This window comes from Alishewanella longhuensis (assembly GCF_014653435.1).
GTDB lineage: Bacteria > Pseudomonadota > Gammaproteobacteria > Enterobacterales > Alteromonadaceae > Alishewanella > Alishewanella longhuensis.
Map to the genome: position 1 here is coordinate 62,540 of NZ_BNAO01000008.1, position 17,005 is coordinate 79,544.

The window sequence follows — 17,005 nt, forward strand, 5'->3', positions numbered from 1 at the left end:
CATTGCGGGGCGCATCTTAGTGTTTTTACGTTAGGCATGCAAGGAGTATTTTGTAATTTAATTACTGTTCGACCATAAAGTAGCCAGTATGCAGTTTAAAGCAGCACGATGCGCAAAATTGCAGCGTTTAAGCCTGCCTATATTGCTAAATACTCATCTACAACGTGAAACACTTTTTCATACTTTACTTTTAAGTTTGAATCTTAACGTTACTTGCTAAACGAACTAGCTAAGTGCTGGCTGCAATGCAGTGCCTTTGTCGGCAGCAGCGGTGATTTACTTTCTTGAATTTTAGGTGTGAATTTTGCTGTTGGCGACTAATAAAGTTGCCGCACCCAAAAGCCTAATTCTGCTATACTAGGCGCAATTTTCTTTTAAGGTTTGCTGCAATGCTGGAATTTTGGGCTTTAACGTCGAAGGGCGTGGAAGAGCTATTAGCTGATGAAATCCGTTCTTATCAGGGTGAAGTGCTTAAAGTGTCGATGGGTGTGGTACGTTTTAAGGCCGATGTGAAAACGGCTTATACCCTTTGTTTATGGTCGCGGTTGGCAACGCGCATTATGCGTTTGATTCAATCAGAGCCGGTAACGGCTGAATCGGATATCTATCAAATTGCCAGTAAAATCGACTGGGGCCAGTTAATGTCGGTGCGTCAAACGCTGGCGGTTGATTGTGTGGGTAAGCACCCAAAAATCGATAATACCCAGTTTGGCGGTATGCGCTTAAAAGATGCCATTGTCGATCAGTTTCGCGAAGAAACCGGGCAGCGGCCTGATGTCGATCGCTTAACCCCCGATGTGCGCTTTCAGGTGCGCTTGGATAAACTGCATTTCCACTTCTTATTAGACTTCTCTGGCCCATCCTTGCACCAGCGCGGTTATCGCAGCGGGCAGGGTGATGCGCCCTTAAAAGAGCATTTAGCCGCCGCTTTATTAAAACGCTCTGGCTGGGTGCCAGGTACACCGCTATTTGATCCCTTCTGTGGTAGCGGCACCATCTTAATTGAAGCAGCGCAGCAAAGTTTAAATATGGCGCCAGGCCTAGCGCGCGAAAGTTTTGCTTTTGAACGCACGCCAGGTCATCGTGCTGCGGTATGGCAACAGTTAGTGGCGGAGGCCAAAGCTGCGCAAATCGCCCCTGATCAGTTAGCGCTGGGTAATACCATCCAATTTTGGGGTAGCGATACTGACGAGCGTAGCTTAAGCAAAGCGCGGCAAAATGCGGCACGTGCCGGTGTCGCTAACCTAATTAACTTTGATTACGGCGATGCCACTGCCTTAAAGCATAAAGTGTGCGACGCTAACGGTATTATTGTCACTAACCCGCCATACGGCGAGCGTTTGGGCGATTTACCCTCACTTATTCCGCTGTATAGCAAGTTTGCGCTGTCGTTAAAGCAGCTATATCAGGGCTGGCGCTTGGCTATTATTACCTCGAATAGCGATTTACTGCGTGCGCTGCGTTTATCAAAAAGCAAAGCCTATAAGTTTAGCAATGGCCCGCTCGATTGTGAGTTCACCTTATTCGATTTAACTGAAAAGCAGGTGCAGGTGAGTAATAATGCACCGTCCCTGTTTTTTAGTGAAAGTAGCTCCTTTGGTAATCGCTTGGCGAAAAACCTGAAGCAATTACAAAAATGGGCCAAGCGTGAAGGCTTAAATTGCTATCGGTTATACGATGCCGATATTCCAGAATATAACGTGGCAGTTGATTGGTACGATGGCGAAGTCGTGGTGCATGAGTATGCGGCACCGGCTACGGTAGATGAGCACGTCTCGCAAAAACGCTTATTTGATGTAGTGAACCAAGTCCCAACGGTACTGGGTATAAACCCGGATAAAATGATCTTAAAGGTGCGCGAAAAGCAAAAGGGCACGAATCAGTATCAGGCACTGGCTAAAGCTGGCCAATACAAAGAAGTGTCGGAGTATGGTGCTAAGTTTTGGGTAAACCTGCGCGATTACTTAGATACTGGCCTGTTTTTAGATCATCGCATTACCCGGCATTTAATTCAGCAACAAGCCAAAGATAAGCGGGTATTAAACCTCTTTGCCTATACCGGTACTGCCTCGGTGCATGCTGCACTGGGTGGCGCGCAAAGCGTGACGACGGTTGATATGTCGAATACTTATCTGGATTGGGCCAAGCGTAACTTTATGCTAAATGGCTTAAACGGTAAGCAATACCAGTTTGAACAAGCCGATTGCTTGCAGTGGCTGGCGCGTAACCGCAATCTATTTGATTTGATCTTTGTGGATCCGCCTACTTTTTCTAATTCAAAACGAATGGAAGATAGCTGGGATGTGCAGCGCGATCACGTCAATATGCTAAATATGCTGATTGGCAAAATGGCGCCAGGCGCGAAAGTCATTTTCTCCAACAATAAGCGCCGCTTTAAAATTGATAGCGCTGCGCTTATTGAAGCCGGCTGGCAGATTAAAGATATCTCGGCCGCCACCTTGCCAGAAGATTTTAAGCGTAACCCGAATATCCATGTCTGTTTTGAGTTAACCCGGCCGTGAGTCGATACACCCTTTACAGCACCTGGGGCTGCCATTTATGCGAAGACGCCGAGGCCTTAGTTAAGGCCGCCGGTGTGGCAGGCGAGTTACAGATTGTGGATATTGTCGATGACGAGCAAGCCTTAGCGCGTTTTCGGGTGCATATTCCGGTGCTTGCCTGCACCGATGCCCAAGGGGCAGAGCAGTTATTATATTGGCCGTTTGATGCCATCTCATTGCAGCAGTGGCTGGATCAGCATACAAAGGATATAAAGTAGTGGAGTTATTACGTTTTCAGCAGGCCAGTTTAGCCTTTGGTACCCATCCGGTATTAGATCATGTCGATTTTAGCTTGTTTACTGGCGAGCGCGTCTGTTTAGTGGGCCGTAATGGTGCCGGAAAATCGACCTTTTTAAAATTGTTGACCGGTCAGCAAAATTTGGACGATGGCCAAATTGTGATGACCAACGGCGTTATTTTAAGCCGCTTAGAGCAAGATCCGCCGGCAAAAATGGATGTAAAAATTGCTGATTTTATCCGCGAAGGCGCCGGCGATTTAGCGGAAAAGTTGCAACAGTTTTATACCTTATCAGAAAACCTGGAAGGCGCGGGCGATGCCGAATACCGCTTATTTGAGCGCCTGCAAAGTGAATTAGATGCCCGCGATGGTTGGGGATTAGAGTCTCGCGTGCAAATGCTCTGTGAGCAATTTGCGATGGACGGCGAAAACAGCCTAGCGACGTTATCAGGGGGTTGGTTACGTAAAGCGGCACTGGCCCGTGCACTGATTGCAAAGCCCGATATCTTATTATTGGATGAGCCGACCAACCACTTAGACGTGGCCGCTATTAATTGGTTAGAGCAATTTTTATTAAGCTTTAACGGCGCCATTATTTTTATCTCGCACGATAGGGCCTTTATCCGTGCGTTAGCCACCCGCATTATCGATTTAGATCGCGGCCAGCTCACTTCGCACCCTGGTAATTATCAGGAATATCTGGATCGCAAACAAAAGATCCTAGAAGACGAGCAGCAGCATAATGCCCTGTTTGATAAGAAGCTGGCCGATGAAGAAGTGTGGATCCGCCAGGGGATTAAAGCGCGTCGCACCCGTAACGAAGGGCGGGTTCGGGCACTTAAAGCCCTGCGTCAAGAACGTGCGGCTCGGGTAGAAGTGCTGGGCAAGGTCGATTTTAATATCGAACAAGCAGCCCGCTCCGGTAAACTGGTATTTGAAGCAAAACAGTTAAGCCATGCCTTTGGCGGTGTGCCGATTTTACAAAACCTGGATTTGCTGGTGATGCGTGGCGATCGCATAGCATTAGTAGGGCCGAACGGCGTGGGCAAATCGACGCTTATTAAGCTATTACTGGGCGATTATCAGCAAGACAGTGGCGAGATTAAACGCGGCACCAATATCGAAGTCGCCTATTTTGACCAGCATCGTATGGCACTGGATTTAAACGCCACCGTACAAGATAACGTGGCCGATGGTAAGCAAGAAATTATGCAAAATGGCAATAGCCGCCATGTGCTAAGTTACTTACAAGACTTCTTATTCCCGCCTATGCGCGCCCGTACCCCGGTGCGCGCTTTATCGGGTGGTGAGAAAAACCGTTTATTATTGGCAAAGCTCTTTGCTAAACCCAGTAATTTGCTGATCCTCGATGAACCAACCAACGATTTAGACGTGGAAACCTTAGAGCTTTTAGAAGATATTCTGCAGCAATATCAAGGTACAGTGCTGTTGGTAAGCCACGATCGGGAATTTGTAAACAATACCGTGACTAGCTCATTGCTGTTTGCGGGAAATGCTAAAATTATCGAAATTACCGGTGGTTATGACGAAGTCGTAGCCTGGCAGCAGCGGCAATCAAATAATAGTGCTTTGAAAAATAGCAGCAAAACAGTATCTGAAGCCGCGACAACAGCTAAAGTAGTAGAAAATGCGCCAGAGGCTTCTGTTAGCAGCACTAAGAAGTTATCATATAAAGAAAAACGTGAGCTGGAGCTATTACCAGCCTTAATTGAAACACTGGATGCTGAGCTAACTGCACTGCAAACTGAGGTTAATGATGCCGACTTTTTTAAAGGCACGGCAGACTACACGCAGCAACGGTTGAACCTATTACAAGAAACCGAGTCGAAGCTGGCGCAGGCGTATCAGCGCTGGGAAGAATTAGAAGCTGCAATTTCGTAAATTTTTAGGGGCCATGCATGAAATTATCACCGATCAGCCTAGCAGTATTGCCGTTGCTGACAGTTTTTACGGCGAATGCCGCGGTGTATCAGATCGTTGAATTAGATACTACCAACAAAGTTCAATCTACCAGTGGTGTAGCCGCGACCCCGCAGGGTGATGTGGTGAGTAATGGTAATGTGTTGTTAGATTTTCAGGTAGATTTAACTGAAATTGACTTCGACAGTGAAATCATCAAAGCACTACTTACCGAAGAACAGCTAGCCGATGCAAAAAATGGCAATGTTGATAGCACAGTAACAGGCATTTTAGTTAATTTTTTAGTCAGTAACGCCGGTTTATTTTCTCAGCCAGTCGGTAATTTGCGGGTGATTCGGCAGGCACAAAATGGTGTTACCGAGCAGGTCGTATTTCGCGATATTACCAATACCAAAGGCAATAACGAGTTTGCTTATGGCGTGAATAATCTTGGGCAAATTGCTGGTACTGCCAGCGCGCCTTCTTTTAAAGAAACCTTTACGGCAATCATAGTGCCGGGTGAAGATGAAGAAGAGCCAGAAGTGCCAGTGATCCCACAACCTGCGACCGTATGGGTACCAGAGCCAGGCTACTTATTAGGTTATGTTGCAGATGGCTCTCAACGTACTGTGTTGCCTCCTGCTTTTACCGCTTTAGGCGGGGGTATGTCGGCAGCTCAGGCCATTAACAATAATGGTATGGTAGCAGGTTTCACCTCATCAGGCGTTAGCGCCAGCCTTACAGAGACCGTAGAAACAGCCTGTAATGGTAATTTACAACCGGTACAGTTTTGTTTAAATGCCCAGATGGCTGCTCGTGGTATCAATATTAACTCGTTGTTAAATCAGATACGTAACTTTCAAACTGTCGAGATAGCTTCACAAGGTTATCAGGAAAGAGCGGCAATTTGGCAACTTAATGATAACGGTACAGCCATACTTAACAGCACTTTGGGCTTTTTAGGTGAGAAAGGTACGGGCGAGCAGGCTCCGACATCAGAAGATTATCCAGCACCGTTTTACTATAGCCGCGCTAACGCTATAAATGATAATAATATTGCAGTCGGCCACTCACTGTATACCGATATAAGCCGTAAGATTCGTGTTTTCGACAATTTTGGTTTTGAACAACAACGTATCTATGCTGCGCCTCATGCAACTATATTTAATGGTGAAGAGGTAACAGGTTTTATCGACACTAATGAATGGCTGGCCAGTATTGCAACTGATATCAATAATCAAAATCTGGTTGTTGGCTATGCTCTGAAAAATATCAATAGTTTGGTACGTAATCGCTTATTTGTTTATGATATGAACAGTAACAGCGTAAAGTTTCCGAATGGATTTTTTAACAGCTCTAGCACTGAACCTAGAGATCTGAATAATAATGGTCAGGTCGTTGGTCGGGCTGAAGTTATTATTGGTGGTACCACTACCAGACGTTTCCATGCGTTTATGTATGATGCTACCGCTGATAGTTTCAGAGATCTAAATGATTTGGTTGGTTGTGATGCCCCGACTTTGGTTGAGGCTACCGCAATTAACGATGATGGTGAGATCCTAGCCACGGCGTTGATTAATCGTCCTTTGTTAGGGCCAACCGGTGAAGAGCAGCTTGCTACAGACGGTACAGTGATAAAACAGCAACAAGCTACTGCCGTTAAATTACGTCCTATTGCCAATGGTCAGGTGGAAAATTGTAATGGTGAAGATGCTACTTATGAACGTAAGAGCGGCAGTTTTTCCATGTTTTGGCTAATGTTGCTTGGCGCTTTACCTCTACTGCGTCGTCGCAAAGTTTAATGCATAACGTTTATTTTTGTCTTTAAAGCTGCTTCGGCAGCTTTTTTATTTGCTGCGATTGCAGTATTGAGTGCTACAATTTTGTACTCAATAAATAATTTTTTATAATATTTTCGTCTAAAAACTTATTGCCATTAAATTGTAACGAAGTCATGCCGTTACCATAAGTCAAGTACTATATTTACTTAAATTCGTTTGAACCTTTTGCACTTCTTAGCTATCTATTAATTGTAACATTGTGGTGTTATGGCCCGTTGTTGCTTACTAAATTATTTCAGTTGAGGAAGACTGCCGTATGAAAAGACAAAAACGTGATCGTCTGGAACGTGCTCATGCTCAAGGTTATCGTGCTGGTGTTACTGGCCGTTCAAAAGAAATTTGCCCTTATCAGAATTTAGATGCTCGCTCAGAATGGTTAGGGGGTTGGCGAGCCGCCATGGAAGACCGTAATATCGGTTTATTTAATAAAGGCACCTGACATCAGGTTTAGTAACAGGCAAAAGCCCCGTTAAATATACGGGGCTTTATGGTTTTTAGGGGGGATGTTTTACTGAAGATTCACAGTAAACTTAAAAGCTAGAGGTATCCTGGAACAAACCAACTTTTAAATCTGTTGCCGCGTAAATCTCGCGGCCATCAACACTAACGATACCATCGCCAATACCCATAAACAGCTTACGCTTAATAACCCGTTTCATATTAATGGTGTATGTCACTTTTTTGGCTGTAGGCAGCACCTGACCAGTGAATTTCACCTCACCCACACCTAGGGCGCGGCCTTTGCCTGGACCACCAGCCCAACCTAAAAAGAAGCCAACCAGTTGCCACATTGCATCTAAACCCAAACAACCAGGCATCACCGGATCGCCTTTAAAATGGCAGCCAAAGAACCACAAGTCAGGGTTAATGTCTAACTCGGCAATAATTTGGCCTTTACCGTATAAACCACCTTCTTCAGAAATGTGCAGAATACGGTCCATCATTAACATGTTGTCAGACGGCAGTTGGCTATTACCTGGGCCAAAGAGTTCGCCATTGGCGCAGGCAATTAAATCTTCTTTTGTAAAGCTATTCTTAGTCATGTATGTTTAATCCAATAAAAATGCTGCGTCAGCTTAGCGAACAGCTGTACGCTAAACAAGTCCGATTTGTAATAGTTTTAAAAAAATCCACATTTAATACTCCGTTATCTGGTCAGACCGGTACCGGAGACGTGTGGATAAACTGGTCGGGCCGGTACCGGAGTTGTGTGGATAAGTGGTGGTGGGATGAGTAGCGAAAAAAGTCAGGCGTTAACCAATGCAGAGAAACAGCGGCGCTATCGCGAGCGGCAGAAAGACTCTGGTAAGAAGGAGTTGCGCGGTTACTTAACTCCGGAAGCGATGCAGTGCTATGAAGAAATTGCGCAAAAAACGCAATGGAATGATAGTACCTTACTAAGTAATGCAATTCGTTTAATGTACGCCGCTCATAAATTAGGGCAGGTGGGTATTCTTAATAGCTGGCTGAATGAACACAAGCGCTGAAGGATGACGCCATCCGGCTTCGAAGGTATAATGCTGTTCTAATTCGCTTAGCATTCATTTCAGGAAGGCGTCATGATTTTATTTGTGCGGGATCTTACCGTAATCGATTTTTCTTATCTGCACCAGCAACGCGGTATCTTGGGTGAGAGCTTTATTGTCGATGTAGAACTGCAAGGCGAGCTTGATGATACCGCTATGGTATTTGATTTTGGTAAAGTTAAAAAAGTGATTAAGCAGGCTATTGATAAGCTGGTTGATCATAAATTGGCGATAGCAGCAGATTGCCCAGGGTTAACGCAAAGCATTCAACACGATATGGTACTGGTGAGTTACCAGAGTGCACGCGGTACTTTACAATTAGCTTGCCCAACTGAAGCTTTTGCTTTTATTCCAGGCACTGAGATCAACGAGCAAAGCGTTGGCAGCTATTTAGAGCAGCAAATTAAACCTTTATTGCCCGCTAATGTGGAAAAGCTTAGCTTAACTTTAAGAACAGAAGCTATTAGCGGTTTCTATTATCAATACAGCCATGGCTTGAAAAAGCATGATGGCAATTGCCAGCGTATTGCGCATGGCCATCGCTCTACTATTCAAATTTATGCAGACGGTATGCTGGCACCGCGTTTAAATAAAAGCTGGAGCGAGCGTTGGCAAGATATCTATCTGGGTACCGACAGTGATCTGGTGGAGGCAACAGCCTTAGAGTACCTCACTCCGGCAGCAGGAGATTTAAGCTTCCGTTATCAGGCAGCGCAAGGCTGGTTTGAGCTCTGTATTCCCGCCAGTCATTGCGAAGTGGTACCCTGTGACACCACTGTAGAGTGCCTGGCAGACTATATTGCAGAGCAACTCAAACAAGCTGATAACAGTAAACAATATAAGGTGGTTGCCTATGAAGGCGTGGGTAAAGGCGCTATTGCTTTGCGCTAGTAGTTTTTCTGCAACAGCGACAGAAGTGGTATTAGAAGGTAAACTGACCCAAGGCAGTTTAATCCGGGCACAAGCACCAGCCGGCGCTGAGGTGTGGTTTAACGAAACCCAGATTAAGGTAGGGCCAGACGGTCGCTTTGTATTCGGCATTGGCCGTGACGCAGCGCTTAATCATCAACTCAAGGTAATCTATGCCGGTAAGACCAATATGTTGCCGTTACGTTTTACCGGTCGTGATTATGACATTCAAAAGATTACTGGCGTAGAGCAAAAATACGTAGAACCCCCTAAAGAGGTTACTGCCCGTATTGCTAGTGATAATCGGAAAGTCAGAGAGGTGCGCACAGCCTTAACTGATAAAACTGCTATTTTCGCCGAGCCATTACGGCCAGCTGCGGGGCGGATCAGTGGCGTTTATGGTAGCCAGCGTATTTTTAACGGTCAGCCAAGAAATCCACATTTTGGCTTAGATATTGCCGCGCCAGTCGGTGCGCCGGTGCTTTCACCTTGGGATGGTAAGGTGTTATTAGCTGAAGATCTATATTTTTCAGGCTTAACCTTAATCATCGACCATGGTTATGGGGTAACATCTACCTTTATGCACTTAAACCGTTTTGCCGTAAAAGTAGGTGATGCCGTGAGCCAAGGCCAGCAAATTGCTGATGTTGGTGCGACAGGCCGCGTTACTGGCCCGCATTTAGATTGGCGGATTAATTGGCTGCAAGAGCGATTAGATCCACAATTGTTGTTGCCTGAGTTTACTCCCGCTCAGGTGCAGCGTCTTAGTTTAGCGCCTTAAGCATATCGATAAATTTACAACCTTCACTGTCTTAAACACGCCAGAGTTGCCAAAGTGCATTTCTGGCGTGTTCTTAACTTAGGCGTTAAGCCAGGTCTCAACTTTTTTATTATCCCTTACACTGAGCATGGCAACGTTCGGCTTTGCTGTTTGCAGCGGCAGTGTCAGGGTTAATAAGCGATCTTTACGAAATATCACCAAGCTTTGTGCTGAATCTATCGGTAAGCGTTTTAATAGCTGCGGTAAGCTATGCTCGGTAATTTTGTAGCCGGCTAAGGCCAAAAGCTGATCCCCACTCATTAAACCTGCCTGATGTGCTGCAGAGCCGACATAAAGCTGATGAATAAAGACATTATTGGCCTGGTACTTTAAACTGCAACCCAAGCTCGCTACGGCTGTTTTATCTGTGCTGCCACTAAGATCGTCAAACTGTTGTGGACTGCGCCAATTTAAAGTTAAACCCAGTTTCGCCAGGCCAGTCGAAAGTGGCAGTCGACCAGCTTGATTGACCCAGCTGTTCAGTTCCTTGGCCAACTCCGGTAATTGCCACGACTTAAGTAAAATAAAAATACTCTCATCAGCAGTCCCTGTTATCAGGTATTGTTGATAGAGAGCTTTACATAGCGCCGCTAAACTATGGCCATGTTGCTGCAATTCGGCGTCCAAAATCAGCGCGACCAAAGCACCCTTAGCGTAGTAGCTGACAATACTATTTACCGCGTTCTCATCTTGTAAATAAAACTTGGTCCAGGCGGTAAAGCTGCTGTCTGTAAGGCTTTGCACTTGCTCAGATGGGTTACGTGTAACCCTGGAAATCAGTTTTTCTAACCCTTTTAAGTACTGTTGCTGGCTGATCACGCCGGCTTTCACCAGAGCTAGATCATCAAAGTACGAGGTAAAGCCTTCGTACATCCAGAGCTGTCTACTATACTGCTCTTTATCTAAACGATAAGGGTGAAAGTTTACCGGTTTTAGTCGTTTCACCCACCAGGTATGGAAATACTCATGGCTGAATAACCCTAATAATGTGTGATAAGACTCATCTTGCTCTGCTAATGCCGGAATAGGCAAATCGTGACGATTGCAAAGCAATAACGTACTGAATTGATGTTCTAAACCGCCATAGCCACTTTCTGTGACCCACAATAAGAACCAATATTGATTTAAGTCCTCGGGCAAGGCTGCAAATACATCACGCTGCGCCTGACAAAGTTTGCTGACATCCGCCAGTAGCCGGGCCTCATCAAATATATTTTGCCCGGTAACCACGATGTAATGAGGCACGCCGTCCAGGTTAAATTGCTGTAGGCTAAAGATCCCGGCAATAATAGGGCTGTCAATAAGTTGCTGATAGTTTGCCGCTTGAAAAATACCTTGGCAACTTAGCTGCTCACCTGATAACCGCGGTAACGCGGTCGCAATTCGCCAGTTTTTGGTTACGCGTTTTACCTGTGCCTCATGTTCTTTAAATTCGATTTGCTGCGGCAATTCGCTAAGTTCAGAAACTTCTAAGCATACACAGGTAGGGTTTAATACTGCCACTTCGTCATCGATATATGCCGCTCTAACTGATAAGTCGTTCGCATAAATCTGATATTCTATTGTGACAGGCTGTTGCCCGCAGCAAAGTTGCCAGCTTTGCTTATCGAGCTGCAATAAGCTGAGTTCGCCATTTACATCATAGGCGCGAATATGCGTAATGTGCCTGGCAAAATTACGGATCATGTAGCTACCGGGGATCCAGGCGGGCAACTGCAATTGGTGCACCGGTTGCTGCGGGATAAAGCTGAGTTTAACAAGCAATGTTCGGGAACTTAAATCAGCAATGTTTAGTTGATAATGCACAACAGACATAGCATCTCTCCAATTAATTCAACAACTCTCTATCTGCTTTAGGTTCTAACTCCCAGGTTTGATACCAAGCAACTCTACAGCAGTTTGTTAGCAGCTAAACTCTGCCGCTGACGCCTATTTATCTATATAATACGGGCTGTCAGTCATTTTAGGTATCTCCATGTCACAAGAAGCTTTAATTAGTAAACGTATCGAATACGCGGTAACCCGCGTCACCAAAACAGTATTTCCGGGAAGAACCAATCATCATAATACGTTATTTGGTGGCGAAGCACTGGCCTGGATGGATGAAGCAGCGTTTATAGCCGCTACTCGTTTTTGTCGTAAGCCCTTAGTAACGGTCTGCTCTGACCGTGTTGATTTTAAAGAGTCTATCCCAGCAGGTACTATTTTAGAATTAGTCGCCAGAGTAGCGCATGTTGGTCGTACCAGTATCAAAGTACAGGTAGATATTTTTGTTGAACATATGTACGACGACAATCAGCATAAAGCCATCTCTGGCAGCTTTACTTTTGTGGCACTGGATGAAAACAGAAAACCGACACCGGTTTTAGGTTAGTCACTTGTATAACTGGCCCGACCTTGTTATTTTGCAACTAATATAGATAACAATAATAAGCAGGGCCTGTTATGAAATCAGCAGAACAATGGTTTAGCGAATATGCGGTAAGCCATCAACATCCAACCAATAAACTGATCCACTGGTTTGCTGTACCCACCATCTATGCCACTGTTATCGGTTTACTTTGGCAGATCCCGATGCCCTTTAGCGGCTTTGTTGAGCAGGGCATCAATTGGGCTTTGTTATTGCTGGTACCCGTTTTGCTGTTTTACTTTTTGCTTTCGTTTAGCCTGGGCCTGGGTATGACCATTTTCTCAGCGGCCGTTGTTACCGTGCTGCGAGCGTTAGAACAGCAAAGTGTTATTGAGATCTGGTTGTTATCCTTACTCATTTTCATAGTAATGTGGGTATTGCAATTTATTGGTCACAAAATAGAGGGTAAAAAACCTTCGTTCTTTCAAGACTTAGCTTTTTTATTAATAGGGCCTGCCTGGCTGCTCGGCTTTATCTTACAGCGTTTGCACATACGTTATTAACCAGTTTAGGGACGGAATGACTGTCCCTGAATATTTACGGTGGCTTTTATTCAGTCACTTGCGATTAATGTCTGGCTAAACAAGGCAGGCGGCTAAGGTTTTCGTCACACTGCTCGCTATAATGGTGTTATTAGTTTTGCGTTAATTGGCAGTAAATTTGAACAGACTCTTCGAAGACAGAAATCGCCAGTTCTGGATCCTGCATACCTTAGGTTGGCTCGGCTTTGCTATCGTGAATTATCTCAGCTCACTGATGCTGGATACGAGAGATGCATTTTTAATTGTTATTAGCTTAGATGCGTATGTCGGTTGGCTGTTGACCATACCGCTGCGCTATTTATACCGTAAGGTATGGTTTTGGGAACCTTGGAAAATGATTTTTGTAGTGCTGATGGTAGCGCTGCTTATCGCCATGCTTTGGACTGTAGTTCGTAACTTTAATTACTGGGAAATTTACCGGCACGGTTACCGGCCAGCAGATTGGTTGCTCTATATCAGAGATACACCCGCCGCTTTTTACGTTATGCTAAGCTGGAGTGGCCTGTATTTTGGTATTAAATATTACCAAACTTTACAGTTAGAGAAACAAAAGCTGCTAACGGCAATGAATAAGGCACATGAAGCTCAGCTTAAAATGTTGCGTTATCAACTTAATCCGCATTTTCTATTCAATACCTTAAACGCCATTTCTACTTTGGTGCTGATTAATGACAACGATACGGCGAACAAAATGGTTAGCCGTTTAAGCGATTTTTTACGCTACTCGCTGTATAAAGATCCGATAAACAAAGTGATGTTGGAGCAGGAAATCTACGCAGCGCGTTTGTACCTGGAAATTGAAAAGGTTCGCTTCTCCGAACGACTGGGCATTGTTATTGAATTAGAGCCAGGTACAGAAAAAGCCTTGGTGCCAAGCTTAATTTTGCAGCCGCTAATTGAAAATGCTATTAAATACGCGGTAGCAAGCCAGGTTAATGGTGGCGAAATTACCATCAGAGCCAAAACCTTTGGGCACGACTTATTACTGGAAGTAGCAGACAACGGACCCGGTATGTCAATAGTTGATGGCAGCGTGAAAGTTGCCGATAATAGCGACAGCGGGGTTGGTTTAGTCAATACCCGCGAGCGCCTGGCGGCGTTGTATGATAATGATTTTGCCTTAGTGTTAACCCATAATGAGCCTCGGGGCGTAAAAGTAAATATTAGAATCCCCTTACAACTAGAAAAAACGGAATCCGAACATGCTTAATGTCATAGTAGTAGACGACGAACCTTTGGCACGCAAAGGGATGCTGGTGCGACTGGCCGCATTCCCTGAATTAAAGGTAGTCGCAGAATGTGCCAATGGCCCAGATGCAATAACGGCTATTATGGAGCTTACGCCGGATTTAGTTTTTCTGGATGTAGAGATGCCTGGCATGGATGGCTTTGCTGTGTTAAAGCAACTACAACAGCAAATTAATAAGCTGCCGTACATCGTCTTTGTTACTGCTTATGATCAATATGCTTTTAACGCTTATGAGGTTAATGCTGTAGATTATGTGCTAAAGCCGGTAGAGTCCGAGCGGTTAAAAGCGGCGGTCGATAAAGTATTAACCTATCATGCAGCGTCTGATAATCAAAAACATAAAGATCAGTTAGCCGAAGCCGTAGCCCGTTTAACCGGGGATCAAGCGGATATTATTTTGGAGCGTTTAGATAAAGCTGAGCCGGTCGTCAGTAGCCGGTTTCCAGAAGCGATCAGCATTAAAGACAGCGGTGAAATTACCCGTGTTCCGGTTGCTGAAATTGATTGGGTTGACGCGGCGGGGGACTATATGTGTATTCATACCCGCGATGGGCAAACCCACATTTTGCGTCGTACCATGAAAGAGCTGGAAGCAGAGTTGGATCCCCGACTATTCGTGCGGGTGCATCGTTCTGCTATCGTTAATGTGCATACTATTGCGAAACTACAGATGCTAAGCAATGGTGAGCATCAACTGGTGCTCACCAATGGCCAGTCTGTCAAAGTAAGCCGCAGTTACAAAGACCGGGTAAAACAGGTCTTTAGCCACTAAGCACTTCCCACTTGCTGTTGCCAGCGCACCAAAAACGGATCTATCGCTTTGGTGCGCTCGCCGGTTAGCGCTAATGGATACAAGCTAAGCTCACCATTTACCTCACCAGCCATCTGTAAATGAGCACCCTGCAACAATTGTTCTACGGCATAGGCACCCAGCTTAGAGCCTAAAATGCGGTCGGCACCTACCGGGCTGCCACCCCGTTGAATATGACCCAAGATACATGCCCGACACTCAATGCCTATCGCTTTGGTTAGGGCATCTGCCAGCGCCGTTGTGCCGCCAGGGTAGCTATTTTCCGCTACCACAATGATATAGCTGGCTTTACCCATTAATAATTGGGCATGCTGGATAGGGGTGAGCACCCGGCGTAAGTCTTCCGCACTTAGCGGGCCAAATTCCGGGCAAATAATTTGCTCAGCACCGCCTGCTATTCCGGCCGACAATGCAATAAAACCGCTATGGCGTCCCATCAGTTCAACTAAAAAGATGCGTTCGAAGGCATCTGCCGTATCACGAATTTTATCAATAGCATCTAACGCCGTATCAATAGCGGTGGCATAACCTATAGTATTGTCTGTACCATCAACATCATTATCAATAGTGCCGGGCACGCCTATAATCTGGCCCTGGTAATGTTTAGCAATTTCTAAAGCGCCTCTAAAGCTGCCATCACCACCAATCACAATCAGCGCATCAATATTCAGTTGGTGTAGGGTGGCTGCCGCAAGCTTGGGGCCCTCAGGCGTTTGCAAAGCCGGACAACGTGCGCTTTTTAAAATGGTACCACCACGTTGAATAATATTTTGTACATGCTGTGGCATCAGGGTTTTATATTCTTGCTCTAGCAAACCAATGTAGCCGTGTTTAAAACCCACCACCTCAATATTGTAACTGGCGGCAGTAAGTAACACAGCGCGAATAGCGGCGTTCATACCAGGCGCATCGCCGCCGGAGGTAAGTACGCCAAGGCGTTTTATTGTTGCCATACAGAATTCTCCTTTTAACCTGCGGCCAGTATAGTACTAAATCGTTAAATTACTTTGATTTGTCGCAATTTTAAAGAAATGCCGCGACAGTGTTGCTGCTTTTAAGCGACAATAGCACTGCTGACGTTCTGTCAGATTTTTGCTCAGGAAAACGCGTTTCATGCACCAGATAACCGGTAAAACTCTTTTAGGCTTGCTACTGGCATTAACCACAGCAATATTATGGGGTATTTTGCCCATAGCGTTAAAAATACTGCTTGAGGTTTTTACAGCTAACACCATAACGGCAATTCGCTTTTTAGTTGCAGCAATATTAGTTGGTGTTTGGTTGGGACTGCGAGGTAAATTACCCAGATTAGCCCTATTGAAGCAGCTAAAAATTTCTTGGCTAATGGCAGTGGCGGTTATTGGTTTACTCCTTAACTACATTTTCTACTTATCAAGCTTAAATTTACTTACTGCTGAAACCGCCCAGACGCTAATTCAGTTGGCACCTTTTTTAATGATGCTAGGCGGTATTATCATCTTTAAAGAGCGTTTATTATTTTTGCAGCAGGTTGGGGCAGTGCTTTTAGTCACCGGTTTACTGCTGTTTTTTAATGAACGTTTACTCACTTTAGTGCTGCAGGCCAGTAGTGAAACCTGGGGGGTGCTGATGATGATTGTTGCAGCTATCACTTGGGCAGCTTATGCTTTGGCACAAAAGCAGTTGCTTATGCATTACAGCTCTAAGCAAATTATGTATTTAATTTACATCGCCGGTACTATTGCCTTTATCCCAGTGTCAGATTTTCAGCCTGTGGTCAGCTTAACCGTGTTGCAATGGTCTTTGCTGTTGTTTTGTTGCTTAAACACTGTTATTGCTTACGGTGCTTTTGCCGAGGCGTTACATCACTGGGAAGCGTCAAAGGTCAGTGCTGTACTTGCAATCACACCGTTAATTACGATTATTAGCGCCAATATCGTGGCTTGGATTTGGCCGCAGTTTGTGCCACAGCAACTCAACCTATGGTCATGGTTTGGCGCGTTGTTAGTGGTAGCTGGTTCAGCCTTGACCGCATTGGCGCCGCAATTTGTAGAATATAGAGCCGCACGCAAAGTACGTAAGTTACAGCGCGATGTGTTATAAACGGCTGAGTTTGGCTGGCGATAAAGATCGATAAAAACGTTGCTACAATAAGGTTACTGTTAGCACCATAAAAAATGCCCCGGCTAAGCGGGGCAT

Annotated in this window: 16 protein-coding genes; 13 read left to right on the top strand and 3 right to left on the bottom strand. The window is 45.2% G+C overall.

Translation table 11 applies throughout. The features are described 5' to 3' along the window. Positions 1 to 389: 389 nt before the first annotated feature. From rlmKL to rmf, 5 genes are all read left to right on the top strand, one after another. Positions 390 to 2,522 carry a bifunctional 23S rRNA (guanine(2069)-N(7))-methyltransferase RlmK/23S rRNA (guanine(2445)-N(2))-methyltransferase RlmL gene (gene rlmKL, locus IE163_RS14245; protein WP_189433658.1) on the top strand — a complete coding sequence of 711 codons (2,133 nt, stop codon included), beginning with the start codon at positions 390 to 392 and terminating at the stop codon, positions 2,520 to 2,522. After that, the gene (locus IE163_RS14250; RefSeq protein WP_189433659.1) at positions 2,519 to 2,779 is read left to right on the top strand and encodes a glutaredoxin family protein; all 261 of its coding nucleotides are present in this window, start codon (positions 2,519 to 2,521) and stop codon (positions 2,777 to 2,779) included. The genes rlmKL and IE163_RS14250 overlap by 4 nt, the downstream gene beginning before the upstream one ends. After that, positions 2,779 to 4,701 carry an ATP-binding cassette ATPase Uup gene (uup, locus tag IE163_RS14255; protein WP_189433660.1) on the top strand — a complete coding sequence of 641 codons (1,923 nt, stop codon included), beginning with the start codon at positions 2,779 to 2,781 and terminating at the stop codon, positions 4,699 to 4,701. The genes IE163_RS14250 and uup overlap by 1 nt, the downstream gene beginning before the upstream one ends. Positions 4,702 to 4,718: 17 nt before the next feature. Continuing rightward, positions 4,719 to 6,521: a DUF3466 family protein gene (locus tag IE163_RS14260; protein WP_189433661.1), complete on the top strand. Its 1,803-nt coding sequence runs from the start codon at positions 4,719 to 4,721 to the stop codon at positions 6,519 to 6,521. 295 nt (positions 6,522 to 6,816) lie between these two features. Further along, positions 6,817 to 6,999, top strand: a complete 183-nt coding sequence (gene rmf, locus IE163_RS14265; protein ID WP_189433662.1) for a ribosome modulation factor — start codon at positions 6,817 to 6,819, stop codon at positions 6,997 to 6,999. A gap of 91 nt (positions 7,000 to 7,090) precedes the next feature. Here the strand turns inward: rmf and fabA are convergent, their stop codons facing one another. Next, positions 7,091 to 7,603, bottom strand: a complete 513-nt coding sequence (gene fabA, locus IE163_RS14270; protein ID WP_189433663.1) for a 3-hydroxyacyl-[acyl-carrier-protein] dehydratase FabA — start codon at positions 7,601 to 7,603, stop codon at positions 7,091 to 7,093. A 186-nt stretch (positions 7,604 to 7,789) separates the two neighbouring features. Here fabA and IE163_RS14275 point away from each other — a divergent pair, with 186 nt between their 5' ends. From IE163_RS14275 to IE163_RS14285, 3 genes are all read left to right on the top strand, one after another. Then, on the top strand, positions 7,790 to 8,047 hold the full coding sequence (locus IE163_RS14275) for a RepB family protein (RefSeq protein WP_189433664.1): 258 nt from the start codon (positions 7,790 to 7,792) through the stop codon (positions 8,045 to 8,047). A 72-nt stretch (positions 8,048 to 8,119) separates the two neighbouring features. Further along, on the top strand, positions 8,120 to 8,977 hold the full coding sequence (locus IE163_RS14280) for a 6-pyruvoyl trahydropterin synthase family protein (protein WP_189433665.1): 858 nt from the start codon (positions 8,120 to 8,122) through the stop codon (positions 8,975 to 8,977). Continuing rightward, complete coding sequence (locus IE163_RS14285; protein WP_189433666.1) at positions 8,940 to 9,776, top strand: M23 family metallopeptidase; 837 nt, start codon at positions 8,940 to 8,942, stop codon at positions 9,774 to 9,776. The genes IE163_RS14280 and IE163_RS14285 overlap by 38 nt, the downstream gene beginning before the upstream one ends. 78 nt (positions 9,777 to 9,854) lie before the next feature. Here IE163_RS14285 and IE163_RS14290 read toward each other — a convergent pair whose 3' ends face one another. Continuing rightward, positions 9,855 to 11,630, bottom strand: coding sequence for a M61 family metallopeptidase (locus IE163_RS14290; RefSeq protein ID WP_189433667.1), 1,776 nt, complete (start codon positions 11,628 to 11,630; stop codon positions 9,855 to 9,857). 160 nt (positions 11,631 to 11,790) lie between these two features. On the opposite strand from IE163_RS14290, the gene IE163_RS14295 reads away from it, so the two are divergent. The 4 genes from IE163_RS14295 (at position 11,791) to IE163_RS14310 (ending at position 14,788) form a co-directional block, all read left to right on the top strand. After that, entirely contained in the window at positions 11,791 to 12,189 is a 399-nt protein-coding gene (locus IE163_RS14295) for an acyl-CoA thioesterase (RefSeq protein WP_189433668.1), read from the top strand. 71 nt (positions 12,190 to 12,260) lie between these two features. Beyond that, positions 12,261 to 12,728 (top strand): Mpo1 family 2-hydroxy fatty acid dioxygenase, encoded by a 468-nt coding sequence (locus tag IE163_RS14300; protein WP_189433669.1) that lies wholly within the window; start codon positions 12,261 to 12,263, stop codon positions 12,726 to 12,728. A 157-nt stretch (positions 12,729 to 12,885) separates the two neighbouring features. Next, a complete protein-coding gene (locus IE163_RS14305) occupies positions 12,886 to 13,977 on the top strand; it encodes a sensor histidine kinase (RefSeq protein ID WP_189433670.1) in 1,092 nt (363 codons plus the stop codon). After that, positions 13,970 to 14,788 (top strand): LytR/AlgR family response regulator transcription factor, encoded by an 819-nt coding sequence (locus tag IE163_RS14310; RefSeq protein WP_189433671.1) that lies wholly within the window; start codon positions 13,970 to 13,972, stop codon positions 14,786 to 14,788. The genes IE163_RS14305 and IE163_RS14310 overlap by 8 nt, the downstream gene beginning before the upstream one ends. Here IE163_RS14310 and IE163_RS14315 read toward each other — a convergent pair. Further along, positions 14,785 to 15,780 (bottom strand): ATP-dependent 6-phosphofructokinase, encoded by a 996-nt coding sequence (locus IE163_RS14315; protein WP_189433672.1) that lies wholly within the window; start codon positions 15,778 to 15,780, stop codon positions 14,785 to 14,787. The genes IE163_RS14310 and IE163_RS14315 overlap by 4 nt on opposite strands. A gap of 160 nt (positions 15,781 to 15,940) precedes the next feature. On the opposite strand from IE163_RS14315, the gene IE163_RS14320 reads away from it, so the two are divergent. Continuing rightward, a complete protein-coding gene (locus tag IE163_RS14320) occupies positions 15,941 to 16,909 on the top strand; it encodes a DMT family transporter (protein ID WP_189433673.1) in 969 nt (322 codons plus the stop codon). Positions 16,910 to 17,005 lie beyond the last annotated feature (96 nt).

What these genes read in the sequence shown, in the direction of transcription:
- rlmKL (WP_189433658.1), top strand. Translation starts at nt 390, where the DNA reads ATGCTGGAATTTTGGGCTTTAACGTCGAAGGGCGTGGAAGAGCTATTA.
- IE163_RS14260 (WP_189433661.1), top strand. Translation starts at nt 4,719, where the DNA reads ATGAAATTATCACCGATCAGCCTAGCAGTATTGCCGTTGCTGACAGTT.
- rmf (WP_189433662.1), top strand. Translation starts at nt 6,817, where the DNA reads ATGAAAAGACAAAAACGTGATCGTCTGGAACGTGCTCATGCTCAAGGT.
- fabA (WP_189433663.1), bottom strand. Translation starts at nt 7,603, where the DNA reads ATGACTAAGAATAGCTTTACAAAAGAAGATTTAATTGCCTGCGCCAAT.
- IE163_RS14275 (WP_189433664.1), top strand. Translation starts at nt 7,790, where the DNA reads ATGAGTAGCGAAAAAAGTCAGGCGTTAACCAATGCAGAGAAACAGCGG.
- IE163_RS14280 (WP_189433665.1), top strand. Translation starts at nt 8,120, where the DNA reads ATGATTTTATTTGTGCGGGATCTTACCGTAATCGATTTTTCTTATCTG.
- IE163_RS14285 (WP_189433666.1), top strand. Translation starts at nt 8,940, where the DNA reads ATGAAGGCGTGGGTAAAGGCGCTATTGCTTTGCGCTAGTAGTTTTTCT.
- IE163_RS14290 (WP_189433667.1), bottom strand. Translation starts at nt 11,630, where the DNA reads ATGTCTGTTGTGCATTATCAACTAAACATTGCTGATTTAAGTTCCCGA.
- IE163_RS14295 (WP_189433668.1), top strand. Translation starts at nt 11,791, where the DNA reads ATGTCACAAGAAGCTTTAATTAGTAAACGTATCGAATACGCGGTAACC.
- IE163_RS14300 (WP_189433669.1), top strand. Translation starts at nt 12,261, where the DNA reads ATGAAATCAGCAGAACAATGGTTTAGCGAATATGCGGTAAGCCATCAA.
- IE163_RS14310 (WP_189433671.1), top strand. Translation starts at nt 13,970, where the DNA reads ATGCTTAATGTCATAGTAGTAGACGACGAACCTTTGGCACGCAAAGGG.
- IE163_RS14315 (WP_189433672.1), bottom strand. Translation starts at nt 15,780, where the DNA reads ATGGCAACAATAAAACGCCTTGGCGTACTTACCTCCGGCGGCGATGCG.
- IE163_RS14320 (WP_189433673.1), top strand. Translation starts at nt 15,941, where the DNA reads ATGCACCAGATAACCGGTAAAACTCTTTTAGGCTTGCTACTGGCATTA.